Consider the following 26,533-nt stretch of genomic DNA (forward strand, 5'->3'; position numbering starts at 1 on the left):
AATGGTCGGCCACCGCAGGTTCTATTCAACGTGATAGTCCGCACCTGCCACCGCCTTAACGAACGCACGATCGGCAAGCCGGCGCAGGTCGCGCTACTCGGTCCAGTCGATCAACCGCTGCCGATCCATCTCATCGGCCTGGCGCAACAGTTCGTCGTGGTAGGTGCTTGGACAATGCCGACGCAGGGCGTGGTTGTCGTAGGTGTCGAACCAGCGGTTGACTGCTGCCAGCCGGCATTGCGCCGGGGTCATCGGGTCGCTGAAGGCATTCATCGCGGGCCGCCCTGCTTTCTTTTACGGAAGATGGCTGCGCGCCGTACGAGGTTCCGTCCAGCCGCCTGGATGGTCACCACAACGCAATGCCACTGGTGATCTGCGCCTGAACTTTACCGCGCTCCCTGGCTTCCCCTGCATAGACCCGTCACCACAGTGCGCAGGAGATCCAACCCATGAGAGCTTTGATCTGTCGCGGTACCCGCGATGTCCGTATCGATAGGCTTCCGGATCCGGTCGACCTGGATAAGGACGGCCGTGTTTTTCGCGCTACAGCCACACGGAGGGTGCAGCCATGATCGATCCCGCCACCGGCATGAAGCCGGGAGAACGCTATGCCGTGGACAACCTCGAGCGGGTGCATCCGTTCACCGGCTTCTTCCTCGACGGCAAGTACTACCTGGGGCCGGAACTGCTGACCGCCGTGGGGTGGCTGGAGGGGCGGCGATTCATCTATGACAACCTCGATGCCACGGGCGAGCCGGTGTTCGCGAACCGCATCGCCGGCGAGATCAAGGACCTGGTATTGACCCTGGCGGACGGCACTCTCCTGGCAGTGTCGCGCCTCAAGCATTGGCCCCCTGACGAGGGGGCCGGTGAAGTCGAACAGCCCGGACAGCGGCCATCGACACCTGAAGCCCCAGCCTTCGCAGCGGTGCAGGGGCGGCGTCTGCTGGCGGGTGTCGAGCGCCTGCAACGCCACCCCGCAGCCATCCTGGCAACCGCATTGGCCCTGGGATTCGTGGCGGGCTGGGTGCTGGCGGCACTTGAACGCAAGCGGCAGTAGGCGGACCAGGCACGCGTGCGCCCTACCCTGGTCTGCGTCTGTCACTCACTGCCATGTGAGGCTTGAAGATCAGCGTAAAGCTGCCGGTCAGGCGCGCACGCAATTCCTTGGGATGGTGTATCCGAAGTGGACAAGCCATGTAACGCGGTGGAGCGCTGGCAGGGTCAAGACGTTCCGAAAACCCGCTCGGGAAAATCCGATCGACCTCTGGCCGCACCTCGACGTCCCATGAAAGGACGCTGCACATCACCGAGGGCAACCAGGAGGCGAGCCACTCATGAATGACCGCATCATTGAACTTTTCACCGATACCACGCTATTCGGTATCTCCATCCTCAACCTGTTGCTGGCGTTGGGTGTCACCACCCTGACCTTTGTCGCGGCGCGGGCGGCGATCAGCTTCGTGCAGCGGCGGGTGCGCCGCTGGTCCGAACACGACGGCGCGTTCAGCCAGGTGCTGGCCAAGGTGCTCGGCGGCACCAGCAATGCCCTGCTGCTACTCGCCTCCCTGCTGGTGGGCCTGGGTATGCTCGACCTGCCTGAGCGCTGGCTGGCCCGGGTGGGCAGCCTGTGGTTCGTGGTGGCGGCGCTGCAGATCGGTCTATGGGCCAACCGCGCCATCGCCCTGGGCCTGCGCCGCTATTTCGCCCGGCACGGCAACGAGGGGCTGAACCAAGGCAGCGCGCTGGCCACCCTTTCGGCCTGGGGCGCCCGGGTACTGCTGTGGTCGGTGGTGGTGCTGGCCATGCTGTCCAACCTGGGGGTGAACATCACTGCCTTCGTCGCCAGCCTTGGCGTGGGTGGCATCGCCGTGGCGCTGGCGGTGCAGAACATCCTCGGCGACCTGTTCGCCTCGCTGTCGATCGCCGTGGACAAGCCCTTCGAGGTGGGCGACTTCATCGTCGTCGGCCCCCTGGCCGGCACGGTAGAGCATGTTGGGCTGAAGACCACGCGGATCCGCAGCCTGGGCGGCGAGCAGATTGTCATGGCCAATGCCAGCATGATCAGCAGCACCATCCAGAACTACAAGCGCTTGCAGGAGCGACGCATCGTCTTCGAGTTCGGCTTGTCCTATGACACCCCCACCGATGCCGTGAAGAAGGCACCCGGCATCATCGAGGAAGCGATCAAGGCACAGGGCCAGGCGCGCTTCGACCGCGCGCACCTGCGCGGCTTCGGCAAGGAGGCGCTGGAATTCGAGTGCGTGTATATTGTCAAGGACCCCGGCTACAACCTGTACATGGATATCCAGCAGGCCATCAATTTCCATCTGCTGGAGCGTTTCTCCAGGATCGGCGCCAAGTTTGCCGTGCCGGTGCAGGCGATCAAGGTCACCGCTTTACCCCAGGAAGACATGCTGCGCCTCAAAGAGGCCTGAACGCCTTTGGCCGGTGATCAGCGCCATAGCGTCATCAGGGCGCCTCGTGCGCCGGTCACCGGATCTTGCGCTGGCCGGGGCACGGCGGCGATGCGCGCCAGCGCCTGGTCGTGCGCGCCGTCCTCGGGCCGCTGAATATCGTACTTCTCCTGCCCAAGCGGATAAGCCCCCACCACCAAGAAGTCCTCGCTGTGCTCGACACAGCAATGGCCGGTGCCGGCCGGCAGCACCAGGACATTGCCCGCTCTCACGGTCAACGTCTGGCCGCCCGCGCCGCCCAGTGTCACCCGCGCCTGCCCGCAGGCGACACCCAGCACCTCATGGGCATTGGGGTGGAAATGCTGGTAGTCGAAAATGCCGGCGCCACAACGGCGTCCATTGGTGAGCGGCGAACAACGCCTCGAAGGCGCCGGCGTTGTCCTCGGCCGGTGCAAGGCGCAGGCGGTAGAGCAACACGGCGAAGCGGCTGTTCGGCGTCGCGCCGTCATCGGCGAAATGCAGCGTCTTCTGCGGCTGGGTGGTGCTGTCGAGGGCAAGCATGAGGGCCTCGCGATGAGGTTGGGCGATACCCTTGAGAATCCGCTGCCAGCGTCGAGGTTCCTGCCGGGCGACCAGGTACATCCAGTGAAACTTTCCCCTTCGCGGCCCAGTCCAGACCCTATCCATCACTGACAGGGACACGACGATGACAACGACGGTAGGTGACTTCCTGGTCGAGCGTTTGTACCAGTGGGGCGTGCGGCGTATCTACGGTTACCCGGGCGACGGCATCAACGGTGTGTTCGGCGCGTTGAACCGGGCCAACGGCAAGATCGCGTTCATTCAGGCCCGCCATGAGGAAATGGCCGCGTTCATGGCCAGCGCCCACGCCAAGTTCACCGGTGAGCTGGGCGTATGTATCGCCACCTCGGGCCCCGGTGCCTCGCACCTGCTCACCGGGCTGTACGATGCGCGCATGGACCACCAGCCGGTGCTGGCCATTGTCGGCCAGCAGGCACGGGCGGCGCTGGGCGGGCACTATCAGCAGGAGCTGGACTTGCTGTCGATGTTCAAGGATGTGGCCGGGGCGTTCGTGCAGCAGGCGTCCACCCCTGCCCAGGTACGCCACCTGCTCGACCGCGCGGTGCGCACGGCCGTGGGCGAGCGCCGGGTAACCGCGATCATCCTGCCCAATGACCTGCAGGACCTGCCCTATGAAGCGCCCGCCAGGGCTCATGGCACCGTGCACTCCGGCGTCGGCTACAGCAAGCCGAGGGTACTGCCCTACACGGCTGACCTGCAGCAGGCCGCCGACGTACTCAATGCCGGGCGCAAGGTGGCCATCCTGGTCGGTGCCGGCGCCCTGAAGGCGAGCGAACAGGTGGAGGCGGTGGCCGAAAAGCTTGGGGCGGGCGTGGCCAAGGCGCTGCTGGGCAAGGCCGTGCTGCCGGACACCCTGCCCTGGGTCACCGGTTCCATCGGCCTGCTTGGCACCGAGCCCAGCTATAAGCTGATGACTGAATGCGACACCTTGCTGATGATCGGATCCGGCTTTCCCTATTCCGAGTTCCTGCCCAAGGAAGGCCAGGCCCGCGGCGTGCAGATCGACCTGCAGCCCGACATGCTCGGCCTGCGCTACCCGATGGAGGTCAACCTGGTCGGTGACACCGGCGAAACCCTGCAGGCGCTGTTGCCATTGCTCGAACACAAGCCCGACAGGCGCTGGCGCAAGAAGATCGAAGGCTGGCGCGCACGCTGGGACAAGACCCTGGAAAAACGCGCCCTGGCCAAGGCCGACCCGATCAACCCGCAGCGGGTGGTGCACGAGCTCTCCCCGCGCCTGCCGGATGCGGCCATCATCACCAGCGACTCCGGTTCCTGCGCCAACTGGTTCGCGCGTGACCTGATGATCCGCCAAGGCATGCAGTGTTCGTTGTCCGGCGGCCTGGCATGCATGGGCGCCGCCGTACCCTATGCGATCGCCGCCAAGTTCGCCTACCCGCAACGCCCGGTGATTGCCCTGGTGGGCGACGGTGCCATGCAGATGAACAACCTGGCCGAGCTGATTACCGTGGCCAAGTACTGGCAGCAATGGGAAAACCCCAAGTGGATCTGCGCGGTGTTCAACAACGAGGACCTCAACCAGGTCACCTGGGAGCAGCGGGTCATGGAAGGCGACCCGAAGTTCGAGGCCTCCCAGTCCATACCCGACGTGCCCTACCACCTGTTTGCCATTTCCATCGGCCTGCAGGGCATCTTCGTCGAGCGCGAGGACGAGGTCGCCAGCGCCTGGGAACGGGCCCTGGCCGCCGACCGCCCGGTGCTGATCGAATTCAAGACCGACCCCAACGTGCCCCCGCTACCGCCGCACATCAAGCTGGAGCAGGCGAAGAAATTCGCCAGCACCCTACTCAAGGGCGACCCTGACGAGGCCGGAGTGATCGTGCAGACGGCCAAGCAGGTACTGGGTGCGGTGCTGCCTGGCAAGAGGTGATGCCAGCCTTCCGGGAATCCGCTGGAACTTCACGCCAGGCCCGAGGCCTGCCCTTTCAGACCTATCAAAAAAGGAGACACGACGATATCCCCGTCTTCAACGAGCAGTTGATCGCAGCGCTGGGGCGCTGACATTGGCGCATGGCCCCCTCGTCCCCAGCCTGCATCGAGCCGGGGCCATGCTTTGGGTTGTTCACGCCAGCTGGATATACACCGAATAACTACCCAGCAGCACCCAGAACACCAGGAAGATCCACGGGGTACGCAGTGAAAAGAGCAATGACTTGCGATGCCCCGCACGTGAGGTTTCGGCCTCGCAGAACAGGGGGGACTCGTCGTAGGCCAGCCCCATCAAGGGCTCGCTGCGCAGCAAGTGGCTCTGCTTGAGTTGCCAGTGATCGATGATGTTGTACGCCGCCCGAATGCCTGGCCAGGCATTGAGCGAACTCAATACTCCGAGCAAGGCAAGGAACGCAGGCACGATCAGGGTGAACATCTCGCCCCACCCCTGATTGAGGTTGCCCATGGATGAGACGAACGCGATGACCAGAAACGACTGGGCTGCCAGATAGGCGTCCGTGCGATTGGCCAGGATGCTGGTTTCGTACTGGATCTCACGCCGGTAGAAGTCCAGGCGCTCCTTGGGCGAGCCGAACATCCTGGCGTTATGTTCGGTGATTTCGTGTTCGGGGGTCGATGGGGTGATGATTCTAGGCACTCGGTTCTCCTGCGGTCAGGCTCCGGGCAAGAAGAATCGAGGAGCTCGCTGTGGTAGAACCGCTCATGCAGGGCAAAATTCAATTCTGTTTGGCGTTGACCAAATCGGCACCGCCGCCCTGCTTTCAGAGATCCAGGGCGCCCCTGAGCAAGGCGTTGAGCATCCCCGCCACATCATCCCCCTGCTCGTCCAGCACACGCAGCGGAATGCCCTGCAACACCGCTTGCGAACCCGCCACCCCGGTCAGGGCCATCGGGCAGGCAATCTCCATCTGCAATGCGCGCAGCCGCCTGGCCAGGCCGGCGTTCACCGGCCCTTGCACCGCGATCACCAGCGCTGCCGGCAGGGTTGCCGCGCACACCAGCGGAAGTTCCTCCAACGGCTGTCCGCAGCCGAGCACGTCGACGCGCTGTTGCTCGGCGCTCAGCAGCAGGCCGGTACACAGCAACGGTAGTTCGGCATGCCCCTCGGTACCGGCCAGCAGCACCCTTGGCGCATCGGCCTGGTTCATCTGCAGGCGCAGCAGCAGGCGGGCGCGCAGGAAGGTGTCGAGGAACAACCATTGGCTGCGTTCCCCGAAGGCCCTGCCTGCCGCCATTTCCTGCCACACCGGCAGCAGCACCTCACGCAGCACGGTAGCCTTGGGCAGGAGCGTGAACAGCTGGCCATGGACACCTTCCAGCGCCCGTGCATCGAATGCCATCGCCGCCCGTTTCACAGTGGCGCGCCAGTCGTGGAAGGCCGAGTCCAGCTGCACGGGCGCCTGGCGCTGGGCGGCGAGCATTTCGCCGACCTTGCTGATCGGCAGGCCGTTGGCAGTCCAGTGCAGGATGTCGCGGATGCGCTGCACGTCGCCGGGCGTGTACAGGCGATGGCCACCGTCGGTGCGCTGCGGGCGGATCAGCCCGTGGCGGCGCTCCCAGGCGCGCAAGGTCACCGGATTGATGCCGGTCAGGCTGACCACGTCGCGCATGGGCAATAAATCGGGTGAGATGGCTTCGGTCATCAGGAGGGATCGTCGGAAAGATGGCACATTCTAAACCCATACGCTCTTTCTGCGGCGAGCTCAGGTAGGCCATTATGTAGCGAATCGCGCCGGCGCTTTGTACCGTTGCGCCCGTCATACCGCTTAGGCTTTCCATGGGTGTCCCCAATGATCAACGCAAAACTCCTGCAACTGATGGTCGAGCACTCCAACGATGGCATCGTCGTCGCCGAGCAGGAGGGCCCAGAAAGCATCCTGATCTACGCCAATCCTGCCTTCGAGCGCCTCACCGGCTACTGCGCGGACGATATTCTCTACCAGGACTGCCGCTTTCTTCAGGGCCAGGATCGGCAACAGTCGGGCATCGCCGCGATCCGCGAGGCGATCCGCAAGGGCCAACCCTGCCGCCAGGTGCTGCGCAACTATCGCCAGGACGGCAGCCTGTTCTGGAACGAATTGTCCATCACCCCGGTGCGTAACGAGGCGGACCAGCTGACTTACTACATCGGAATTCAACACGATGTCTCGGCGCAGATCGCCGCCGAGGAGCGGGTGCGCGAGCTGGAAACCGAGGTCGCCGACCTGCGTCGCCAACTGGCGGCGGCCGGTCTCTGAGCAAAATATCTGTACAAGAACGTTGACTTGTACAGATTTAAACGTAGGCTTCGTTTATACCTGTACAAAAAATACCGGTTGTACAGGATTTCCCGGAGCCGAGCATGTCAACGTACCTGCAGAATTTCGCCGAGCGCTTCGCCCAGCTCGATGGAGAGCACCTCGAAGCGCTGGAAAACCTGTACAGCGAGAACGTCACTTTCCGCGACCCGCTGCATCAGATTGATGGGCTAAGCGACCTGCGGGCCTATTTCGCCCAGCTGTACGCCAACGCCCATGACATCCGTTATGTCTTCTCTGGTGTCGACGAGGTGAAGACCGGGCAAGGGTACCTGCGTTGGACCCTGCAGTTTCGTCACCCCCGGCTGGCCGGCGGTCGCCCGGTTTCCCTGCAAGGCTGCAGCTACCTGCAATGGCATGATCGGGTGCATTTCCACCAGGATTTCTTCGACGCAGGCGCCCTGCTCTACGAGCATGTTCCGCTGATGGGCGGGGCGATTCGCTGGCTCAAGGGGCGGTTGGCATGAGCCGCTGCTGGTTGACCGGTGCCAGCAGCGGCATCGGCGCGGCGCTCGCGCAGTGCCTGCTGGAGCAAGGCCATCAGGTAGCCCTGGGCGGTCGCCGGATCGAGCAACTGGTGCCTTTTGCCGAGCGCTTTCCCGGGCAGGTGCTGCTGGCCAACGGTGATCTGGACGATCCGGAGCAGGTCACGCAGATAGCAGCCCGCATTCGCCAGGCCTGGGGCGCACTGGACCTGGCGATTTTCAACGCCGGGACCTGCGAATACCTGGAGCCCGGCCGGTTCGATCCGGCGCTGGTCGAGCGCGTGATGCGCACCAACCTGCTGAGCCTCAGCCATTGCCTGGCGGCCGCCCTGCCCCTGCTGCGGGCCGGCGCACGTCCTCACCTGGTGGTGATGGGTAGCTCGGTGACCTGGCTGGCCTTGCCCCGGGCCGGTGCCTATGGCGCGTCCAAGGCCGCCGTGCGCTACCTGGTGGAGTCGCAGCGCATCGATCTGACGCAAGCCGGCATCGACGTCACGCTGGTCAACCCGGGCTTCGTCGACACGCCACTGACCCGGCGCAACGATTTCCCGATGCCGCAGCTGTGGTCGGCCCAGCGCGCCGCCCAGCACATCGCCAGACGGCTGCCGCGTCGCCCCCTGGAAATAAACTTTCCGCGCCTGTTCACCTGGGGATTGCGCCTGCTCGGAGTGCTGCCGGCGCGGGCGCGCCTGGCATTGGGCCGGCGCCTGGCACGTCAAGAAACGGACTGAGCAACCATGCGTATAGCCATCATTGGCAGCGGCATCGCGGGCCTGACCTGCGCCTACCTGCTGTCGCGCAAACACGAAGTAACGGTATTCGAAGCCGCCGGCTGGGTCGGTGGCCACACCCACACTGTCGACGTGCTGTGGCGCGGTGAGCGCCATGCCATCGACACGGGGTTCATTGTCTTCAACGACTGGACCTATCCCCATTTCATCCGTTTGCTTGAACAGCTCGGAGTCGCTTCGCAGCCGACGCAGATGAGTTTCTCCGTGCATGATCCACTCTGCGGTCTGGAATACAACGGGCACGACCTGAACACGTTGTTTGCCCAGCGCCGCAACCTGCTGTCGCCGGGCTTCTGGGGCATGCTGCGCGATATCCTGCGCTTCAACCGGCAGGCTCTCGCCGACCTCGAGCACCAGCGCATCGACGCCACCACCACCTTGGGCGCTTATCTTCATGAACGCGGTTACGGCCCGCGTTTCATTGAGCATTACATCGTGCCCATGGGCTCGGCCATCTGGTCCATGTCCCGTGCCGATATGCTCGGCTTCCCGCTGGCGTTCTTCGTGCGCTTCTGTCGCAACCACGGTTTGCTGTCGGTGAACCAGCGCCCGCAGTGGCGTGTCGTCGCGGGCGGTTCGCGCAGTTATGTCGCCCCGTTGTGCCGACCCTTCGCCGAACGCATCCGCCTTGACTGCAAGGTGCACCGGGTCGGCCGCGACGAAGGCGGTGTCACCCTGGTCAGCGACGCCGGCACCGAGCGCTTCGACAACGTGGTATTCGCCTGCCACAGCGACCAGGCCCTGGCGCTGCTGGAGGCGCCGAGCGTGCACGAGCGTGCCGTGCTGGGTGCCATCGGCTACGCCGACAACGATGTGGTGCTGCACACCGACACCCGCCTGCTGCCGCGCCGCCGTAACGCCTGGGCCAGCTGGAACTACCGCCTGGGCGGCCCCGAGCAGGCGCCGGCCGCGGTGACCTACAACATGAACATCCTGCAGGGCATCCAGGCACCGACGACCTTCTGCGTCAGCCTGAACCAGACCGCGCTGATCGACCCTGCGCAGATCCTCGCCCGCTTCAGCTACGCCCATCCGCAGTACAGCCTGGCGGCATCCGCCGCGCAGGCTCGGCAAACGCAACTGCAAGGCCAACAGCACAGCTATTTCTGCGGCGCCTACTGGGGCAATGGCTTCCACGAGGACGGCGTGGTCAGTGCGTTGCAGGTGGCCAGGCACTTCGGAGAGCAGCTGTGAACAGTGGCCTGTGCCTGGGCTGGCTCAGTCATCGGCGCCTGAGTCCGCGGCCCCATGCCTTTCGTTACCGGATCGGCCTGTTCTACCTGGATCTGGACGAACAAGCCTGGCTGATGGGCCTGTCTCGCTGGCTGGGGCGTTGGCGCCTGGCCCCGCTTTGCTGGCGGGAAACCGACTACCTGCCGAGCCTCACCCACCAAGGTCAGCCGCTGGCCCAGGCCGCGCGATTGCTGGTGAGCCAGGCCACGGGGCAAATGCCCGACGGGCCAGTGTGCCTGCTGACCCAGCTGCGTTGCTGGGGGCTGTCGTTCAATCCGGTGAGCTTCTATTTCTGCCATGACCGCGACGGACATCTGGCGGCGATCCTGCTGGAGGTGCGCAACACCCCGTGGCGGCAGCGTTTCCACTATGTGCTGCCGGTGCAAGGCGACCCGGCGAAAACCTTCGCCATGGCCAAGCGCTTTCATGTGTCGCCGTTCATGCCCTTGGACATGGACTATCGGGTGCGCTTTCACCTGGACCAGGCACAGATGCGCATCCACATGGAGAACTGGCAAGGCAGCCAGAAAGTGTTCGAGGCCGACCTGGCCCTGAAGCGCCGGCCGCTGAATCGCAAGGCTGTGCGCGACTACATCCTGGCCTTCCCCTGGATCAGCCTGCGCACCGTCTCGGCCATCTACTGGCAAGCCCTGCGCCTGTTCATCAAACGCACGCCCATCCACGACCACACCGCCAGCCGGGGCAACCTGGCACTCGGCCACTCCTGCGAGGACCCCGATCATGTCCAATCCGACCCTGAGCGTTAGCAAGTCCGCGGGCCTGGCGCCACTGCTCGGCGGCTTGGCGCGCAAGGCCGTGCTCGCCCAGCTGGGCAAGCTGCGTCATGGCCATCTGCGCCTACTCTGCCATGGTCGCCAGTGGACGTTCGGCGACCCCGGCAGCGCGCTGCAGGCCGAGGTGGAGATACTCGACGACACCGCCTGGAGCCTGATCGCCGGCAATGGCTCGATCGGCGCGGGCGAAGCCTATATCCATGGTTACTGGCGCAGCCCGGACCTGGCGTTGGTCACCCGCCTGTTCGTGGCCAACCTCGATGTGCTCGACGCCCTCGAGGGCGGCCTGGCACGCCTCGGCCGCCCTGCCCTGCGGCTGCTGCACCGGCTCAACCGCAACAACCGCCAAGGCGCCCGTCGCAACATCCTGGCCCATTACGACCTGGGCAATACCCTGTTCGAGCAACTGCTGGACCCGACCATGATGTATTCGGCCGCGCAGTTCGAGCACCCCGAACAATCCCTGGAGCAGGCTCAGCGGCGCAAGCTGGAGCGCATCTGCCAGAAGCTCGAGCTGAGTCCGCAGGATCACCTGCTGGAAATCGGCTGCGGCTGGGGCAGCCTGGCGATCCACGCCGCCACCCGCCACGGCTGCCGGGTGACCACCACGACCCTGTCGCACGCGCAGTACACCTATACCCTGCAACGGGTGAAGGACCTTGGGCTGGAGCAGCGGGTGACCGTGTTGTGCGACGACTACCGCGACTTGACGGGGACTTTCGACAAACTGGTCTCCATCGAGATGATCGAAGCGGTAGGCCACCGCTACTTGCCGGTGTACTTCCGTCAGTGCGCGTCACTGCTCAAGCCCAACGGGCTGATGTTGCTGCAGGCCATCACCATCCGTGACCAGCGCTACGCCCAGGCGCGGCGCTCGGTGGATTTCATCCAGCGCTACATCTTCCCCGGCGGCGCCCTGCCCTCGCTGAGCGTGCTGCTGGACACCGCCAGCCGTCGCACCGCGCTCAACCTCGTGCACCTGGAGGATTTCGGCGTCGACTACGCACTCACCCTGGGGCATTGGCGCGACAACCTGCGCCAGGCGCGCGGCACATTGGCGGCACTGGGCTACGACGAGACCTTTCAGCGCCTGTGGGAGTTCTACCTGTGCTACTGCCAAGGCGGCTTCGAGGAACGGGCCATCGGCGTGGCCCAGCTGCTGTGGGCGGCGCCCCAGGCGCGGCGGGCGCCGTTGCCCGGGCAATGACGATGCCCCGCGCCTGGCTGATCGCCAATGCGCTATGGCTGCAGGTGGGCTGGTGGGCCTGCGTGCTGGGCGCCAAGGTTCCCTGGCTATTGCTCCTGGTGCCGCTGGGGCTGGCCGTGCACCTTAAACTGTGCCCGGCCCGCAGCACCGAAGTCGGCGCACTGTTACGCGTGACCTTGGCCGGTTGCATGCTGGACGGCCTGCTGGGGGCAATTGGGATTTTTCGTTTCGAGGCATGGCCACTGCCATTGTGGCTGGCGCTGCTGTGGCTGGTGCTGGCCAGCGGCTTGCGCCACAGCCTGGCCTGGGCGGGTTGGCCGTTTTGGCGCGGTGCGTCAGTCGGCGCGCTGGGTGGCCCGTTGGCGTACCTGAGCGGTGCCGGGCTGGCCGATGTCGCCTTGCCCCTGGGGCCCGTGGCCACGGGCTTGCTGCTGATACCGGTCTGGGCCCTGGCCCTGCCCTTGCTGGTGCGCCTCGCCGCGCGGCGCTGAGCGGCGGCAGCGTTCGGAACAGTAGCGCACCTGCGCCCAGCACCGCGCCCAGCGCTTGCGCCAGGTGAAAGGCCGGCCGCATGCCGCGCATACCTTGCTTGGAAGATGCTGCTTCTTCATAAGTCCTGGCCGGCATCGAGCCGCGCCAGCAACGCCTGGCCGCGTTGCCACACGCCCTCGCGACGGGCAGGCGCCATGCCGTCCAGGCTGCGATACACCAAGGCCAGACGAGGATTGCCTGAAAGCTGGGCGCGGTGGCGAATGAGAAAATGCCAGTACAACGCATTGAATGGGCAAGCGTCTTCACCGACCGCCTTGTCCACCCTGAAGCTGCAGGCCTTGCAGTGATCGGACATCCGCTGAATGTAGCGACCACTGGCGCAATAGGGTTTGGAACCCAGGTAACCGCCATCGGCGTGCATCACCATCCCCAGGGTGTTGGGCAGTTCTACCCAGTCGAACGCGTCGATGTACACGGCCAGGTACCATTGGCAGATCGCGGCGGGCACGATTCCGGCCAGCAGGGCGAAGTTGCCGGTGACCATCAGCCGCTGGATGTGATGCGCGTAACCGAGGCGCAAGGTCTGTCCGATGGCCTGCGCCATGCAGCGCATGCGCGTCTGCCCGGTCCAGTAAAAGTCCGGCAGGCCACGCGTGTTGCCCAGGCGGTTGAGCCCGGCGTATTCGGGCATGCGCAGCCAGTAGATACCGCGCACATACTCGCGCCAGCCAATCAACTGGCGAATGAAGCCCTCTGCGGCGTTGAGCGGCACCCGGCCCCGGCGCCAGGCGTCTTCCACCTCCTCGCACAGGCAGCGCACGTCCAGCAGCCCGATGTTCAGCGCCGCGCTGATGCGCGCATGGAACAGGTAGGGCTCGCCTTCAGCCATGGCGTCCTGATAGTCGCCAAACGCCGCCAGGCCGAAATCGAGAAAATGACGCCATAGCTGTTGAGCGTCGGCATGAGTCACGGGATAGTCGAAACCATCCAGTTCGCCGTAATGGTCGCTGAAACGCTGGCGAACCAAGGCCACCACGCCACGGGTAATGGCATCCTGTTCAAAATGCGCCGGAAACGGGCCTCGCAGACCGCGCGCCAACGGCTTGCGATTTTCGTCATCGAAATTCCATGCGCCCCCCGCCGGGCTGCCGTCGGGCTCCAGGAGCAGGCCGCAACGCTTGCGCATGCCGCGGTAGAAATGCTCCATGCGCAGCTGGGTGCGGCCCTGGGCCCAGCGTGCGAAAGCCTCTCGCGAGCACAGGAAACGGGTGTCGCGGTGCCACACCAACGGTAGCCCTGCCTCCCGTAACGTCTGTTCCAGGCGCCACTCACCGCACTCGGTCAGGTGGATCTCGCTGGCGCCCAGGGCCTGCTGCCAGCGACGCAGTTCGCCGGCAATGCTGGCACTGTTGCCGTCGGCGTCCAGTTCGACGTAGTGCACATGCCAGCCACGCGCCCTCAGCGCCTGGGCGAAATGACGCATGGCGCTGAAGATAAGCACGATCTTCTGCGGATGATGCGGCACGTAGCGTGCCTCGCCCTCCACTTCAGCCATCAGAATCGCATCGCGGGCAGGGTCCAGCGCGGCGAGACTCGCCAATTCGAACGACAGCTGGTCGCCCAGCACCAGGCCCAGGCGCATCGCCGAGGCTACCACTGCTCGTCCAGCGTCACCGGCACCCGCAGCGGCGCGACGGGGCCGTCGCCTTGCCCGCACATTTCATCGTGTACCACGTGCTGGACCAGCATGCACGGCACCGTCGGCAGCCCGGCCAGCACCTGGCGCAACTGCGTGATGGAGCGAAAGCGCAGGGCCTGCCCGTGATCGTCGCTCAGCGTGACCGGCCCTGCGTCGGCCATGGCCCGCAGCAGGTAGAAACCGCCTTCCAGCGACAGCAGCTCCAGCGCCCGGACCTTCCCGGCGCCGACCTGATCGAAAAGTGTATTGAGATTCATCGCGTGCCCTCCGGCAGGCGGCGGAAGAACAGGGTGACCTGGCCGATCTCCACGCCCAGCTTGCTCATGCGCGAGCGGTTGATCAGGGTGTCGTCGTCCATCAGGTACATCCAGTCGTCCAGGTCCACCTGCCAGTGCCGCCCGTCAACCGGCAGGTCCAGCTGGTAACGCCAGCGCAGCGCATTGCCAGCCACCTCGCCGCGGGCCTCGCCGATCACGTCGCCAGCGGTGCCACGCCAGCGACCGGGGCCATCGGGTACCAGCGTCCAGGTGCGCCGCTGTCGGGTACCGTCGCTGTAGAGAAACTGCTCGTCGAGGATCAACCGGTCGCCATCGCGGCGGCTGTCGATACGCACGTGAAAACGCTTCACCACCTCGCCGGAACGCTTCTGGAACATGCCCCAGGCCTGCACCGGACGCGAAAAGAAGGCCGCCAGGTCCAGCTTGGGTTGCTCGTCGGCATAGTGCTCGACGCCGACATTGCCACAGCTGCCCAGCAGCAGGCACCCGGCCAATAACAGGGCTTTGTACATGTTCATTGTCCTCGATCGTTGCCGTCCAGGCCGAGCAGGCGCTGGCGCAGTTGTGGATCCCGGGCGCGCGGATCCAGCCAGATGGCGAAGAACGCCCGGGCAAAAGCCACATCGGCCACTTCACGGCGCAGCCGGCCATCGACGTAGAAGCGGCAACCTGCTTGCGGGAGGTACACCCCCGTGATGCGCATACCGGGACGCACATCCACGAATGCCGCTTGCATTTCCCCGGTCCAGGCGTCGAGTTGCTGTGCCGTGACGCTGCCGGCGCCAAGGCGACGCATCTCCTCAATGCTGGCCTTGACCAGGGTGTCCCGGGACAACGACCGGTGGTAAGCAAGCTCCAGGGCGAACGGTCGACCCCAGTCCAGCAGCGGGCCTTCTGCCCACAAGCGGGCGCTGTACAGGCGCAGGCCGAACCAGGTGAACTCGCCTTCACCCAGCCGTTGAGCCGCCGGCAGCGTGGCTCGCCAATCCGCGCCGATCGAGGCGAGCGAGATCAACAGCAGACAGAAGCAGGCTAATCGTAGAGCGAAGGTCATGATAAACCTGTACAGAAAACAAATTCTGTACAAGATTAGATTTTTGTACAGATAAATTCCAATGCTGTATAGAAATTAGGGCAGCTCGATCCATGCCAGGGGAGTACCTCGAATGAGCCTCATCACCAACCTCCACAGCCCCGCAAACGTGCTGGTCTGCGGCGCCAGCCAAGGCATCGGCCTTGCCCTGTGCGAACAACTGCTGGCACGCGAAGACGTGGGCCTGCTAATCGCCGTGTCGCGCCAGGCAAATTGCAGCACGCCGCTCGATGCTCTGGCCCTGACCCATGGCCGCAGGTTGATGCGCATCGACTGCGATGCTCGGAATGAACAGGCGTTGCAAGCACTGGCAGCGCAAGTCCGGGTCAGCTGTGCGCAACTGAACCTGGTCTTAAGTACCCTTGGCCTGCTCCACGCCCCCCCGGCACGCGCCGAGAAGTCGCTGGCGCAACTGGACATGGCAGGGTTGCAGGCCAGCTTCGTCACCAACTGCTTTGCCCCTGTCCTGCTGCTCAAGCACCTGCTGCCATTGCTGCGCCAGCAACCGGTCACCTTCGCCGCCCTGTCGGCCCGGGTCGGCTCGATCGGAGACAACCACCTCGGCGGGTGGTACAGCTATCGCGCGAGCAAGGCTGCGCTCAACCAGCTGTTGCGCACGGCCAGCATCGAACTCAAGCGGCTCAATCCCGCTTCAACAGTCCTTGCCCTGCACCCCGGGACCACCGACACCCAGCTCTCGCGACCCTTCCAGGGCAATGTTCCAATCGACAAACTGTTCTCGCCAGCGTTTGCCGCCCGTTGCATCCTCGAACTCATCGGCCGGCATGGACCATCACAGACCGGTACCTTCTGGGCCTGGGACGGCAGGCCAATTCCCTGGTGACTCGCAGGCTTGTCAGCGGTGGAGCGGGTCAAGGAAGATCAGTTGCAACGGCTCCACCAACAACGCGTCAGCCTGCTCGGCAAAACGAAGAAAGTGTTCGGTGGCCAGGTGGGTGTCCAGAGCCTGTCGAGGGTCGAACGCTTCACGCATGTAAAACGTCCTGGGCTAATCGTTGCGCTCGAACAACATGTAGTTTCGGTTGCCGCCCTCAGCCCGGGTCGGTTCGCCAGGCCTCTTTAAAGTGCCGGCGGCTGGCCTGGCTTGGCCTTGCGTATGGCAGCGGTATATCCGGACCGGACAATCTTTTACAAACAAGTTCTTGAGGGTATCGGCCAGTTAACCTCCAATACTCTAATCGGGAAGTTAGCAGTACTTCAGTACCCTCGAAACCATTGAGATCCAGAGAGCCTTTGTGAAAATATCACTCGCCACAATAGCAAAGCACAACTATGAAGCCGTTTGCGAATTGGAAGTCACAGACGAGCAAGAAGACTATGTGGCCAGCAATACCTGGTCACTGGTGGAGGCTGCGTACAACCCTGAATACTCCGTACGGGCCATTTACGCCAACGATGAGCCTGTTGGCTTTTTCATGTGGGTTCAGGCGTCACCCCATAAAATATCCATCTGGCGGTTTATGGTTGACAAGAAGCACCAACAAAAATCCATCGGCAGGATAGCACTAGGCCTGGCACTTCAAGAAATCAAGCGAACCCCTGGCCTGGAAGAAATTGAAATCTGCTACAACCCTGGTAATCCCGTGGCGAAAAGATTTTATTCCAGCTTTGGCTTCGAAGAGGTCGGCATGGCCCCAGACGGCGAAGACATGCTGGCGCTCATCAGGCTTTAATCAACCGAGACGCCTTTGTTTATCGAAAAGCGGTTCACGCCTGCCCCGCTTCCTTCTGCCCTTGGAGGCGATAGCGAGAAAGCGAAACACCGGTTTGCCGCTTGAAGTAGCGGCACAGGTAGGAGGCATCGACAAAGTTCAGCTCGTCGGCGATCTGGCCGATCGCCAGATTGCTGTAGGAAAGCAGCGCCTTGATTTCCTGGGTCACCTGCCGATCTATCAGGCCTTTGGCGGTGTCGTTGAAAAACGCTTTGGTCAACTGTGACAGGTAGAACGGCGTAATGCTCAGCGCGTCGGCATAGAACTTCACATCCCGGTGCCTGGTGCAGTGCTTGCCGATCAAGTCCCAAAATTGCCAACTGAGCATTTCCTTGCGGCTGAACGCCTTGCTGCCTTTGTATGTAGCTGGAAGCTGCTCGGCAATTTTCAGGAAAAGGTTCTGCAGTTGGTTGCGCAGCATGACGTGCCGGTAAGTCGGGCAGCACTTCACGATATCCCGCATCTGCGCCAGCCATCCTTCTATCAACGGCCTGTCGTCACTGTCCGGGACGCAATGTGGATGTTCATGCAAGAAGATGAACAGGGGGTTGGGCAGTTGGTAGGCGACCTCCGCAGCGAAACCCTTTGGCATCAGGCAAAAAAATACCTTGAATCCGCGTGAGCGACGTTTGAGCAAGGCAATGGTGTCTTCGGCCAGCAGCAGCACATCACCGCGCCGGACCACATGTTCCTTGAAGTTGAGCGTGAAGCGGGCGCTCCCGGACAGGCAGACCAGCAGCGTCAGATAGGTGTGGCCGAAGGAGAGTGGCACTCCCAGCCCTTCGGTCAGGGTGGTATCACCCATGCGCGGTGGGTCGTCAGCAGTAAAAAGTTGTGGAATATGCTGCATAGCCTCTAGATGCCAGGACCTGAAACGGGATGAATCTTATCACCCATTGGTCATCTAGTTTCGAAAAGTACCGAAATCACCGAGGTACTGATGTATACCGAACCTGTCTTCCTCCCTACCCTGTTCCCCACCTGATCAGCCAACTGAGGACATGAGATGAGCCTGGAAACAACCCGACTGCTGCTGCGCCCTTGGCGAGACACCGACGCTGCGGATCTATACGAATTCGCCAAGGACCAGCGAGTCGGTCCCATCGCCGGCTGGCCCCGGCACACCAGTGTGGAAAACAGTGCCGAGATCATTCGCACGGTCTTCAATCACCCTGAGGTCTATGCCGTCGAGTTGAGGGAAAATCGCCGTGCGGTAGGGTGCGTCGGTATCCTTATCGGTGGCGATAGCAACTTCGAAATCAGTGCCCAGGAAGGCGAAATCGCCTACTGGATCGGGGTACCGTACTGGGGCCAGGGCCTGATTCCCGAAGCTGTGCGGGAAGTGATGCGACACGCCTTCGAAACCCTGAAGCTCAAAGCGCTGTGGTGTGGTTACTTTGCCAACAACAGCCAGTCCTTTGTCGCGCAGTCGAAGTGTGGTTTCCGCCATCACCATACTGAAGAGAACAAGTACAACCCGTTCCTCCAGGACTACCGGACAGAACACATCAGCCGCATTACCTATGAGCAGTGGCTCGAGCATACGAAAGAAGGCACTTGTCGAGCAGGTTAATCAAACAGGCTACGGATCTCTGATACCAACGCCTGCGTTGCCTCTTCAAGGGTTCCTTCGTTGCGACATAAAACCCACCCTTGATCGGCAACCACTCGCTCGAACGCTTGGGTGCAAGCGACATGCTCCTCCAGCGCGTGCATCACAGTGCTGCTCAATCCTCGCGACCGCGCCGCTGCCCTCCTCCACGAGACTTCAGGGTCGGTGACAACGCCCACATGCAGGTCCGGCACCCGCACGTTGCGTTCGATGTTCAACCGCAGGATCTCGGCAAACGGCACCAACCGGCGAAACGCCGCATCGGACGGGTACCAGCGATCGATCAGGATGATGCTGTCCGTCGGCTGCTTGGCCAGCACGTGCCGGGAAATCCAGGCACGGCTGTCCGCCAGGCGCTCACAAACCTTCATCTCCAGGTCCCGGCAGGGTTTCCTGACGAACTGGTTGACCAGGACCATGGTTTCGCCCCGGTAGGGATCGCTTTTCTTCTCGCTGATGCGGATCACCTTCCTGTTTTCCGCCCTCAGCGCTTGCGTGACGGCTTCCAGGAGCGTGGTCTTGCCGGTGCCCTTGGGGCCATCCAGGGAAATGAACAGCGAACGACTCATGCTTCACACAACGGTTGAATTCCTTCACGAACAGTCAATGAACCGGGCTCGGTCACATCAGGCAGTAGAACTCACTGACCTCTGCGACGATTTCCCGGGCGGCATTGTACAGCCTCGCCTCGGGTGTCAGGGCCATGGAGCGGGCTTCCAGCACATAGCGCTGACCAGCCTGGAAATGGGCGTATTCGAGGGTGAGGTAGCATTGGCGGACGGTGGTGCCACCAAGCATGCTCATGCCTCCCCCACCGTTCGTTTCATAGTCGAAGCGCACGATCAGTTCGTGGCTGCCGGGGCTGACCTGGAAGAAACGGCCTTCATCCAGGCGTTGTTTGTCCAGGCGTTCGGCCAGCAGGACGCGGTCATTGGGGAATGGCAGCGACAGATCGACCCAGGCCATCTGCGGGTTGGCGGCTGGCAGTGGGGTTTGGCAGCCTGGGATGGCGGTGATCAGTAACAGCAGTAGCAGCCGGCGCATGGTGAGGTTCCTTGGGGAACTGGGTTAAGGATAGCGCTGGGGCGTTGGGTTGTTAATCACCGCGTGGGAACGTGCTGGTGCTCGTAACCTGGAGGAGATAAAACTCAGGCCCGCCAGGTTGAACCCGGACAGGCCTGAGGAAGGGAAACTGTCGGCCGGCGGACGGCCGTTGAAGCTACAGACTCTCGTCGAGGAACTTGACCACCGTGCCCATGCACGCCACCCGTTCTTCCACATGCGGCATGTGGCTGGAGTTCTCGAACAACGCCCAGCGGATACCGGGGATCAGGTCCAGGTACGGCTTGACCACCAGCGGCGTCGCCTCGTCGTAGCGCCCGGAGATCAGCAGGCTCGGCACGTTGATCCGCGGCAGGCGATCGACGATGGTCCAGTCCTTGGTACTGCCGATGATGTGAAATTCGTTGGGCCCGGTCATCGCGTGGTACACGGTCGGATCGGCCTCCACCTGGGCAAAAGTGCGTGCCACCTCTTCCGGCCAGGGCTTGAGCCGGCACACGTGGCGGTCGTAGAACACCTGGGTAGCGGCGATGTAGTCGGCTGCGGTGTAGTCGCCCACGGCTTCGTGGCGCAGCAGGGTTTCCTGGACGTCCTCGGGCAGTTCCTCGCGCAGGCGGTTGGCCTCGCGCACCCAGGTGCGCATGTCGGCCGGCGAGTTGGCGATCACCAGGCAGCGCAAGCCCCTGGGCTGACGCACCGCGTGTTCGCTGGCGAGCATGCCGCCCCAGGACTGGCCCAGCAGTGCGTAGCGCTCGCTGATGCCCAGGTGCTCGAGCAGGTTGTCGAGCTCATCCAGGAACAGCTTCACCGTCCAGAACGACGGCGGCATCTGCGGCAGGTGGGTCGAACGGCCGTTGCCCAGTTGGTCGTAGTGGATGACCGGGTAGCCACCAGCGGCGACATCTTTATAGGCATCGACATAGTCGTAGGTGCAGCCCGGGCCGCCGTGCAGGATGACCAGCGGGGTGCGGCCACAGGCCAGGTCGCCGGTGACGCGGTACCAGGTCTGGTAGTCGCCAAAGGGGGCAAAACCTTCACGCGATTGGGTGAGTTCCATTTCATCCGGCTCCATGTGAATCATGGAACACACGATAACCCTGCGCGCAACGCGGCATAACTAGAGAGTTCACTAGGTTTTCGGTTTTTTTTGCACCTTTCACGGGTCGAGCAGGCGGTAATGCACCGCCCGGGCGACCGCCTGGACGCGGTTCTTGGCCCCCAGCTTGTGCATGGCCGAGGTCAGGTGCAGGGAAATCGTCGCCAGCGAGCGGTTGAGCTTGTCGGCGATCTCCCCCGCCGTCAGGCCCTCGGCGGCCCAGCGCAGGCACTCGGCCTCGCGACGGGTCAGGCGGATGGCGCGGGTGGCGGATTCCTTGGCCAGCAAGGGATATGCGGCTTCCTGCAGGGCATGGGCGATCAGGCTGAAATCGGCAAGGTGTTCCCGGGCGTCGTCCAGGTCGCGCTGGCTGGCCTGGGGGCGCAGGCCGGTCAGGGTCGCCAGGCCGCCGCGCGGCAGGTGGATGGGTACGGTTACCCCGCAGGTCAGTTGCGCATCGTGCAAGTAGCCGACCACCGGGGCATGGCGCCTGTCGATCAAGCGCTGCAGGACGGTCTCGCCCTTGGGCAGGTACGACCAGACGAAGGGTGCGATGGAGGACACGGCCACCTGCTGTACCGGGTCGATCTGGTAGAAGCCTTCGGAGCACCACAGGTCCTGCCAGTCCTTCGGGGTCTGGCGCAGCCTGACCACGGACGGGGTGATCAGCTCGCCGGTGTGGTCCAGCGGTACCGGGCTGTAGTCATACACCAGGGCGTCGAAGCCCAGTTGCGCCGCCAGGTCGGCGACGCTGTCCATCTGTTCGTCCAGGCTGCTGCCTGACGCCAGACGCGAATTGAGTTCAGCCACCTTGGCCTGCATACCTGACACTCCCTGTGTTCCTTGTGGATTTCCAACTTGAAGTCCGGCACGTAGAATGCCACGGCTTGGCGCGGGACTGCCATACAAAACCTATAGGAAACACTAGCTTGTAGGCGACGAATTCTCCTGCGCTAGTTATAGCCCCAAGCCATGGCCAACAGGAGAGTAGCGATGTGGCGTGAGATGCAACCTGACCAGCGGTTCGATGTAGAGGTCGATGGCCACAACGTCGTGGTGTACAGCTTTGGCGAAGGTGACGAGGTGCTGCTGTGCCTCAATGGCGGGCCGGGGCTGCCTTGCGACTACCTGCGCGACGCCCATGCCTGGCTCAAGGACAAGGGTATCCGCGTGGTCGCCTTCGACCAGCTCGGCACCGGCGCCTCCGACCGCCCGGAAGACGACAGCCTGTGGAACATCACCCGCTACGTGGCCGAGGTCGAACGCGTGCGCCAGGCCCTGGATCTGGGGCGCGTGCACATGCTTGGGCATTCCTGGGGCGGCTGGCTGGCAATCGAGTACGCCATTTATCACCCGCAGTCGCTGAAAAGTCTGATTCTCGAAAACACCGTCGGCGACATTCCGCACCTGATCACCGAGCTTGAACGCCTGCGCGGCGCGCTGGGCAGCGAGACCGTGGCGATGATGCAGCGCCACGAGGCCCTGGGCACCCTCGACCATCCCCAGTACCAGGCGGCCATCACCCTGCTCAACTACCGCCATGTCTGCCGCCTCGAGCAGTGGCCCGCACCGATCCAGCGCTCGTTGGGCGACTGGAACATGGGCCCGTACAGCACCATGCAGGGCCCCAACGAGTTCCTTTATATCGGCAACCTCAAGGACTGGAATCGCCTAGAACAGATGGGCGAGTTCCGCATGCCGGTGCTGATCACCACCGGCCAGCACGACGAACTGACCCCCGCCTGCGCCATGCGCATGAACCTGGCCCTGCACGGCCGCGCCGAGCTGCACGTGTTCCCTAATAGCAGCCACATGCCGTTCTACGAAGAGCCCCAGGCCTATTTCCCGGTGTTGCTGGACTTCCTGCAGCGCAACCGGGGTTGATCGATGAACCTGGCACGTTACCGGTTCGTCCTTGTTCGCCCGTTGCAGTTGCTGCCGGTGCTGCTGGGCATCAGCATCATCACCTTCGTGCTGGTGCGCTCGATCCCCGGCGACCCGGCGCGGGTACTGCTCGGCGCGCGCAGCACGCCGGACGCGATCGCGAAGATTCGCGCCCAGTTCGGCCTCGATGAGCCGATCTGGGTGCAGTACCTGTACTTCCTGAAGAACCTGCTCAACGGCGACCTGGGCAAGTCATTGCTGTACAAGGTCGATGCCCTGCCCCTGATCGCCGGGCGCATCGAGCCCACCTTGTTGCTGGTGCTGGGCAGCGTGCTGCTGGCGTTGCTGATCGCCGTGCCGCTGGCCACCCTCGCCGCCCGCCACAAGGGCGGCTGGACCGATAACCTGATCCGTCTGTTCACCACCGCCGGGCTCGGCCTGCCGGCCTTCTGGCTGGGGCTGATGCTGATCCTGCTGTTCAGCGTGCACTGGGGACTGTTCCCGGTGTCCGGCTATGGCCGCACCTGGCCAGACAAACTGCACCACCTGGTATTGCCGTGCCTGACCATCGCCCTGGCGCTCTCGGCGGTGCTGGTGCGCAACCTGCGCGCGAGCATTCTCCTTGAGCTGCAGGCCGACCACGTCACTGCCGCACGCGCCCGCGGCCTGGGCGAAGGCGCGATTCTGCGCCGACACGTTCTGCCCAACGCCATGCTGCCCACTATCAACCTGCTGGCGGTCAACATCGGCTGGCTGATCAGCGGCACCGTAGTGATCGAGAGCCTGTTCTCGCTGCCCGGCGTCGGCCAGCTGCTGGTGCGCGGCATCTTCACCCGCGACTATATGGTGGTCCAGGGCGTGGCCATGGTACTGGCCTGCGCCACGGTGGCGGTGAACTTCATCGCCGACGTGGTGACCACCGCCCTCGACCCGCGGGTGAACATCCAATGAGCCAGAGCCCCGCACTGGCGCTGCGCTGGCGCCTGGCCTGGCACTTGGGCAATGGCCGCCTGACGCTGTACTGCGGCCTGGCGATCGTCCTCGGCTGGTGCCTGCTGGCCCTGTGCGCGCCGTGGATAGCACCCTTCGACCCGCTGGCACAGGATGCCGACCTGCGGCTGGCCGCGCCCAGCCTGGCCCACCCCTTCGGCACCGACAACTTTGGTCGCGACATCCTTTCGCGAGTGATCTGGGGCGCGCGCATCGACCTGCAGATGGCGCTGATCGGGGTGATCTTCCCGTTCCTGCTCGGCACCTGCATCGGCGCGGTTTCCGGCTATGTCGGCGGTTTGCTGGACAACGTCTGCATGCGCCTGGTCGATATCGTCCTGGCCTTCCCGTTCCTGGTGCTGATGCTGGCGATCATGGCCATCCTCGGCCCGGGCCTGGGCAGCTTCTACATCGCCATGGCCCTGGTCGGCTGGGTGTCATATGCGCGGTTGATCCGCTCGCAGATCCTGGTGCTCAAGCAAGGCGATTTCGCCCTGGCGGCCAGGAGCCTGGGGTTCAGCCACCGACGTGTGCTGTTCGGCCACCTGCTGCCCAACGCCCTGTTCGGTTCGGTGGTGTTCTGCATGTCGGACGCGGTGCTGGTGCTGCTCAATGGCGCGGCCGTCAGCTACCTGGGCCTTGGCGTGCAGCCGCCCACCCCGGAGTGGGGCACCATGGTGGCCGAGGGGCAGAGTTTCATCACCAGCGCCTGGTGGATCTGCACCTTCCCGGGCCTGGCGGTGGTGACCCTGGCCATGGGCTTCAGCCTGCTGGCCGACGGCGTCGCCGAGCTTCTGGGAGACCGCACATGAGCACTGCCCTGCTTCAGGTTCGCGAACTGAGCGTCATCGCCCGCGCCGGCCAACGCGATATCACCCTGGTCGATCGCCTGTCCTTCGACCTCGGCGAGGGTGAGATCCTCGGCCTGGTGGGCGAAAGCGGTTCGGGCAAGACCCTGGCCTGTCGTGCCCTGATGCGCCTGCTGCCGTCACCGAACCTGCGCCTCGAAGGCCAGGCCGTGCGCCTGGCCAGCAACGACCTGCTGCGCCTGGACGAAGCCGGCATGCGCCGTATGCGCGGCCGCGAGCTGGGCATGATCTTCCAGAACCCCAGCAGCCACCTCGACCCACTCATGCGCATCGGCGCGCAGATCGCCGAAGGCATCCGCCTGCACCAGGGCGCCTCGCGTCGCGAGGCACGGGCCGAGGCCATCGAGGTGCTGCGCCAGGTCGGCATCCCCGACCCGAAAACCCGGGTCGACAGCTATCCCCACGAGTTCTCCGGCGGCATGCGGCAACGGGCGATGATCGCCGTGGCCCTGGGCTGCAACCCCAAGGTGCTGATCGCCGACGAACCGACCACGGCGCTGGATGTGACCGTGCAGGCGCAGATCCTGCGGCTGCTGCTGGAGCTGCGCGACCGCCGCGGCCTGTCGATGATCCTGATCAGCCATGACCTGGGTGTGGTGGCGCAGACCTGCGACAGTATCGCCGTGATGTATGCCGGGCGCCTGTGTGAACATGGCGCCAAGCAGGCCCTGCTCAGCCAGCCGCGCCATCCCTACAGCGCCGGGCTGCTGGCCTGCCACCCCGCGGCGCGGCGGCACACGGGGCTGATGAACACCATTGCCGGGCAACCGCCGCTGCTCGACGCCCTACCCGCAGGGTGCCGATTCGAGCCGCGCTGCCCCCAGGCTACGCCTGACTGCCGGGCACAATTGCCGGAACTGCGCGTGATCGGCCCCGGGCATCGTCTGGCCTGCTATACCCCGCTGCTGGCCGGAGGCCTGTCATGACCACGCTGTTGCAGGTCAACGACCTGCATGTGCAGTTCCCCGCCCCGGGCGGCGGCCTGTTGAACCTGCGTCCACGCAAGGTCAACGCCGTCAACGGCGCTTCACTGAGCCTCGCCGCCGGCGAGGCCCTGGGCCTGGTGGGCGAGTCGGGCTGCGGCAAGAGCACCCTGGCCCGGGCCATCCTGCAGCTGACCCCGGCCAGCAGCGGCCAGGTGCTGTTCGACGGCAGCGACATGCACCAGGGCAACCGCGTGGATATCGAGCGCCTGCGCCGCGAGACCGCGATGATCTTCCAGGACCCGTACAGCGCGCTCAATCCACGCCAGCGCATCGGCCAGATCCTCGCCGAGGTGCTGCAGGTGCAGCGCAAGGTGCCCGCCGCGCAGATCCCCGCCCGGGTCGCCGAACTGCTCGGCCTGGTCGGCCTGCGCGCGGAACTCGCCGAGCGCAAGCCCGGTTCGCTCAGTGGCGGCCAGTGCCAGCGGGTCGGCATCGCCCGGGCGCTGGCGGTCGAGCCGAGGCTGATCGTCGCCGACGAGTGCGTTGCCGCCCTCGACGTGTCGATCCAGGGGCAGATCATCAACCTGCTGCTGGAACTGCGCCAGCGCATGGGCCTGGCCCTGCTGTTCATCACCCACGACCTGGGCGTGGTACGCCACCTGTGCGACCGGGTGGCGGTGATGTACCTGGGGCGGATCGTCGAGGAAGGCCCGGTGGCCGAGGTCTTCGACGACCCGCGCCATCCCTACACCACCGCGCTGGTACAGTCCATCGCCGACATCGACCCGGCCCGGCGCCTGCCGCAGCACCCGCTGGCCGGCGAGCCGCCGAGCCCGCTGCAGCCGCCGTCCGGCTGCGCCTTTCACCCACGTTGCCGACACGCGCTGCCCCAGTGCGGCGCAGACATTCCCCCCAGCCACGCAGAGGGCAACCGGCACCATGCCTGCGTCCACCCGCGACTGCCGTGTTGACCCACCCCACATGACCATCAAACGGAGCTT

General features: G+C 64.2%; 29 protein-coding genes and 4 pseudogenes. 18 read left to right on the forward strand and 15 right to left on the reverse strand.

Translation table 11 applies throughout. The features are described 5' to 3' along the window. Positions 1-93: 93 nt before the first annotated feature. Complete coding sequence (locus tag LOY42_RS13120) at positions 94-273, reverse strand: hypothetical protein (protein WP_309475692.1); 180 nt, start codon at positions 271-273, stop codon at positions 94-96. A gap of 295 nt (positions 274-568) precedes the next feature. Between LOY42_RS13120 and LOY42_RS13125 the strand changes: the two are divergent. After that, positions 569-839, forward strand: a pseudogene (locus LOY42_RS13125) (short chain dehydrogenase); the annotation flags it as partial. Positions 840-1,337: 498 nt separating this feature from the next. Further along, entirely contained in the window at positions 1,338-2,438 is a 1,101-nt protein-coding gene (locus LOY42_RS13130) for a mechanosensitive ion channel family protein (protein ID WP_258601054.1), read from the forward strand. Between the two features lie 17 nt (positions 2,439-2,455). Here LOY42_RS13130 and LOY42_RS13135 read toward each other — a convergent pair. Next, positions 2,456-2,978 (reverse strand): annotated as a pseudogene (locus tag LOY42_RS13135) (cupin domain-containing protein). 145 nt (positions 2,979-3,123) lie between these two features. Here LOY42_RS13135 and LOY42_RS13140 point away from each other — a divergent pair. After that, positions 3,124-4,911, forward strand: a complete 1,788-nt coding sequence (locus LOY42_RS13140; RefSeq protein ID WP_258601056.1) for a thiamine pyrophosphate-requiring protein — start codon at positions 3,124-3,126, stop codon at positions 4,909-4,911. A 192-nt stretch (positions 4,912-5,103) separates the two neighbouring features. Here the strand turns inward: LOY42_RS13140 and LOY42_RS13145 are convergent, their stop codons facing one another. Together LOY42_RS13145 and LOY42_RS13150 are read right to left on the reverse strand one after the other, a co-directional pair. Beyond that, positions 5,104-5,628 carry a hypothetical protein gene (locus LOY42_RS13145; protein ID WP_023630687.1) on the reverse strand — a complete coding sequence of 175 codons (525 nt, stop codon included), beginning with the start codon at positions 5,626-5,628 and terminating at the stop codon, positions 5,104-5,106. A gap of 124 nt (positions 5,629-5,752) precedes the next feature. Beyond that, positions 5,753-6,634, reverse strand: coding sequence for a MerR family transcriptional regulator (locus LOY42_RS13150; protein ID WP_258601059.1), 882 nt, complete (start codon positions 6,632-6,634; stop codon positions 5,753-5,755). A 147-nt stretch (positions 6,635-6,781) separates the two neighbouring features. Between LOY42_RS13150 and LOY42_RS13155 the strand changes: the two genes are divergently transcribed. The 7 genes from LOY42_RS13155 to LOY42_RS13185 all read left to right on the forward strand — a co-directional run bounded on the left by LOY42_RS13155 (position 6,782) and on the right by LOY42_RS13185 (position 12,289). Next, positions 6,782-7,228 carry a PAS domain-containing protein gene (locus LOY42_RS13155; RefSeq protein ID WP_102681968.1) on the forward strand — a complete coding sequence of 149 codons (447 nt, stop codon included), beginning with the start codon at positions 6,782-6,784 and terminating at the stop codon, positions 7,226-7,228. A gap of 104 nt (positions 7,229-7,332) precedes the next feature. Beyond that, positions 7,333-7,755, forward strand: coding sequence for a nuclear transport factor 2 family protein (locus LOY42_RS13160; RefSeq protein WP_258601061.1), 423 nt, complete (start codon positions 7,333-7,335; stop codon positions 7,753-7,755). Next, complete coding sequence (locus tag LOY42_RS13165) at positions 7,752-8,504, forward strand: SDR family oxidoreductase (RefSeq protein WP_258601063.1); 753 nt, start codon at positions 7,752-7,754, stop codon at positions 8,502-8,504. The genes LOY42_RS13160 and LOY42_RS13165 overlap by 4 nt, the downstream gene beginning before the upstream one ends. A 6-nt stretch (positions 8,505-8,510) precedes the next feature. Next, positions 8,511-9,758: an NAD(P)/FAD-dependent oxidoreductase gene (locus LOY42_RS13170; protein WP_214501688.1), complete on the forward strand. Its 1,248-nt coding sequence runs from the start codon at positions 8,511-8,513 to the stop codon at positions 9,756-9,758. After that, positions 9,755-10,564, forward strand: coding sequence for a DUF1365 domain-containing protein (locus LOY42_RS13175; protein ID WP_102681964.1), 810 nt, complete (start codon positions 9,755-9,757; stop codon positions 10,562-10,564). The genes LOY42_RS13170 and LOY42_RS13175 overlap by 4 nt, the downstream gene beginning before the upstream one ends. Next, positions 10,539-11,798: a cyclopropane-fatty-acyl-phospholipid synthase family protein gene (locus LOY42_RS13180; RefSeq protein ID WP_258601074.1), complete on the forward strand. Its 1,260-nt coding sequence runs from the start codon at positions 10,539-10,541 to the stop codon at positions 11,796-11,798. The genes LOY42_RS13175 and LOY42_RS13180 overlap by 26 nt, the downstream gene beginning before the upstream one ends. Positions 11,799-11,800: 2 nt before the next feature. Beyond that, entirely contained in the window at positions 11,801-12,289 is a 489-nt protein-coding gene (locus tag LOY42_RS13185; protein ID WP_258601076.1) for a DUF2878 domain-containing protein, read from the forward strand. Here LOY42_RS13185 and LOY42_RS26465 read toward each other — a convergent pair. The 5 genes and pseudogenes from LOY42_RS26465 to LOY42_RS13210 form a co-directional block, all read right to left on the reverse strand. Then, a pseudogene (locus LOY42_RS26465) lies at positions 12,230-12,409 on the reverse strand (DUF2256 domain-containing protein); the annotation flags it as partial. The gene LOY42_RS13185 and the pseudogene LOY42_RS26465 overlap by 60 nt on opposite strands. Continuing rightward, positions 12,406-13,932, reverse strand: a complete 1,527-nt coding sequence (locus tag LOY42_RS13195) for a cryptochrome/photolyase family protein (RefSeq protein WP_258601197.1) — start codon at positions 13,930-13,932, stop codon at positions 12,406-12,408. The pseudogene LOY42_RS26465 and the gene LOY42_RS13195, both read right to left, overlap by 4 nt. Before the next feature lie 8 nt (positions 13,933-13,940). Beyond that, positions 13,941-14,246, reverse strand: coding sequence for a DUF6482 family protein (locus tag LOY42_RS13200; RefSeq protein WP_258601077.1), 306 nt, complete (start codon positions 14,244-14,246; stop codon positions 13,941-13,943). Continuing rightward, positions 14,243-14,779: a DUF3833 domain-containing protein gene (locus tag LOY42_RS13205; RefSeq protein ID WP_258601087.1), complete on the reverse strand. Its 537-nt coding sequence runs from the start codon at positions 14,777-14,779 to the stop codon at positions 14,243-14,245. The genes LOY42_RS13200 and LOY42_RS13205 overlap by 4 nt, the downstream gene beginning before the upstream one ends. 2 nt (positions 14,780-14,781) lie before the next feature. Beyond that, positions 14,782-15,321 (reverse strand): chalcone isomerase family protein, encoded by a 540-nt coding sequence (locus tag LOY42_RS13210; RefSeq protein WP_258601089.1) that lies wholly within the window; start codon positions 15,319-15,321, stop codon positions 14,782-14,784. A gap of 112 nt (positions 15,322-15,433) precedes the next feature. Here LOY42_RS13210 and LOY42_RS13215 point away from each other — a divergent pair, with 112 nt between their 5' ends. Beyond that, positions 15,434-16,204, forward strand: a complete 771-nt coding sequence (locus LOY42_RS13215) for an SDR family NAD(P)-dependent oxidoreductase (RefSeq protein WP_258601091.1) — start codon at positions 15,434-15,436, stop codon at positions 16,202-16,204. 12 nt (positions 16,205-16,216) lie between these two features. On the opposite strand, the pseudogene LOY42_RS13220 reads toward LOY42_RS13215, so the two are convergent. Further along, a pseudogene (locus LOY42_RS13220) lies at positions 16,217-16,479 on the reverse strand (putative quinol monooxygenase). A 137-nt stretch (positions 16,480-16,616) separates the two neighbouring features. Here LOY42_RS13220 and LOY42_RS13225 point away from each other — a divergent pair. Next, positions 16,617-17,054, forward strand: coding sequence for a GNAT family N-acetyltransferase (locus LOY42_RS13225; protein ID WP_258601093.1), 438 nt, complete (start codon positions 16,617-16,619; stop codon positions 17,052-17,054). Positions 17,055-17,088: 34 nt separating this feature from the next. Here the strand turns inward: LOY42_RS13225 and LOY42_RS13230 are convergent, their stop codons facing one another. Next, positions 17,089-17,943 carry a helix-turn-helix transcriptional regulator gene (locus tag LOY42_RS13230; RefSeq protein ID WP_258601095.1) on the reverse strand — a complete coding sequence of 285 codons (855 nt, stop codon included), beginning with the start codon at positions 17,941-17,943 and terminating at the stop codon, positions 17,089-17,091. 156 nt (positions 17,944-18,099) lie between these two features. Between LOY42_RS13230 and LOY42_RS13235 the strand changes: the two genes are divergently transcribed. Further along, positions 18,100-18,666: a GNAT family N-acetyltransferase gene (locus LOY42_RS13235; RefSeq protein WP_198754151.1), complete on the forward strand. Its 567-nt coding sequence runs from the start codon at positions 18,100-18,102 to the stop codon at positions 18,664-18,666. On the opposite strand, the gene LOY42_RS13240 is transcribed toward LOY42_RS13235, so the two are convergent. The 4 genes from LOY42_RS13240 to LOY42_RS13255 all read right to left on the reverse strand — a co-directional run bounded on the left by LOY42_RS13240 (position 18,663) and on the right by LOY42_RS13255 (position 21,685). After that, entirely contained in the window at positions 18,663-19,274 is a 612-nt protein-coding gene (locus tag LOY42_RS13240; RefSeq protein ID WP_198754150.1) for a dTMP kinase, read from the reverse strand. The genes LOY42_RS13235 and LOY42_RS13240 overlap by 4 nt on opposite strands. Positions 19,275-19,326: 52 nt before the next feature. After that, complete coding sequence (locus tag LOY42_RS13245; RefSeq protein ID WP_198754149.1) at positions 19,327-19,749, reverse strand: hypothetical protein; 423 nt, start codon at positions 19,747-19,749, stop codon at positions 19,327-19,329. A gap of 175 nt (positions 19,750-19,924) precedes the next feature. Beyond that, positions 19,925-20,824 carry a proline iminopeptidase-family hydrolase gene (locus LOY42_RS13250; protein ID WP_198754148.1) on the reverse strand — a complete coding sequence of 300 codons (900 nt, stop codon included), beginning with the start codon at positions 20,822-20,824 and terminating at the stop codon, positions 19,925-19,927. A gap of 99 nt (positions 20,825-20,923) precedes the next feature. Then, entirely contained in the window at positions 20,924-21,685 is a 762-nt protein-coding gene (locus LOY42_RS13255) for a LuxR family transcriptional regulator (RefSeq protein WP_102681950.1), read from the reverse strand. A gap of 171 nt (positions 21,686-21,856) precedes the next feature. Here LOY42_RS13255 and LOY42_RS13260 point away from each other — a divergent pair, with 171 nt between their 5' ends. From LOY42_RS13260 to LOY42_RS13280, 5 genes are read left to right on the forward strand one after another with little or no spacing between them, the layout of a single operon-like run. Next, the gene (locus tag LOY42_RS13260) at positions 21,857-22,747 is read left to right on the forward strand and encodes a proline iminopeptidase-family hydrolase (RefSeq protein ID WP_258597903.1); all 891 of its coding nucleotides are present in this window, start codon (positions 21,857-21,859) and stop codon (positions 22,745-22,747) included. A 3-nt stretch (positions 22,748-22,750) separates the two neighbouring features. After that, positions 22,751-23,698 (forward strand): ABC transporter permease, encoded by a 948-nt coding sequence (locus tag LOY42_RS13265; protein WP_111532829.1) that lies wholly within the window; start codon positions 22,751-22,753, stop codon positions 23,696-23,698. Next, complete coding sequence (locus tag LOY42_RS13270) at positions 23,695-24,549, forward strand: ABC transporter permease (RefSeq protein WP_102681948.1); 855 nt, start codon at positions 23,695-23,697, stop codon at positions 24,547-24,549. The genes LOY42_RS13265 and LOY42_RS13270 overlap by 4 nt, the downstream gene beginning before the upstream one ends. Then, a complete protein-coding gene (locus LOY42_RS13275; protein WP_258597904.1) occupies positions 24,546-25,532 on the forward strand; it encodes an ABC transporter ATP-binding protein in 987 nt (328 codons plus the stop codon). Before LOY42_RS13270 ends, LOY42_RS13275 begins: the two co-directional genes overlap by 4 nt. Then, positions 25,529-26,503 carry an ABC transporter ATP-binding protein gene (locus LOY42_RS13280; RefSeq protein WP_258597905.1) on the forward strand — a complete coding sequence of 325 codons (975 nt, stop codon included), beginning with the start codon at positions 25,529-25,531 and terminating at the stop codon, positions 26,501-26,503. The genes LOY42_RS13275 and LOY42_RS13280 overlap by 4 nt, the downstream gene beginning before the upstream one ends. The last annotated feature ends 30 nt before the right edge of the window (positions 26,504-26,533 follow it).

The organism is Pseudomonas sp. B21-023, from assembly GCF_024749165.1.
Lineage (GTDB): Bacteria > Pseudomonadota > Gammaproteobacteria > Pseudomonadales > Pseudomonadaceae > Aquipseudomonas.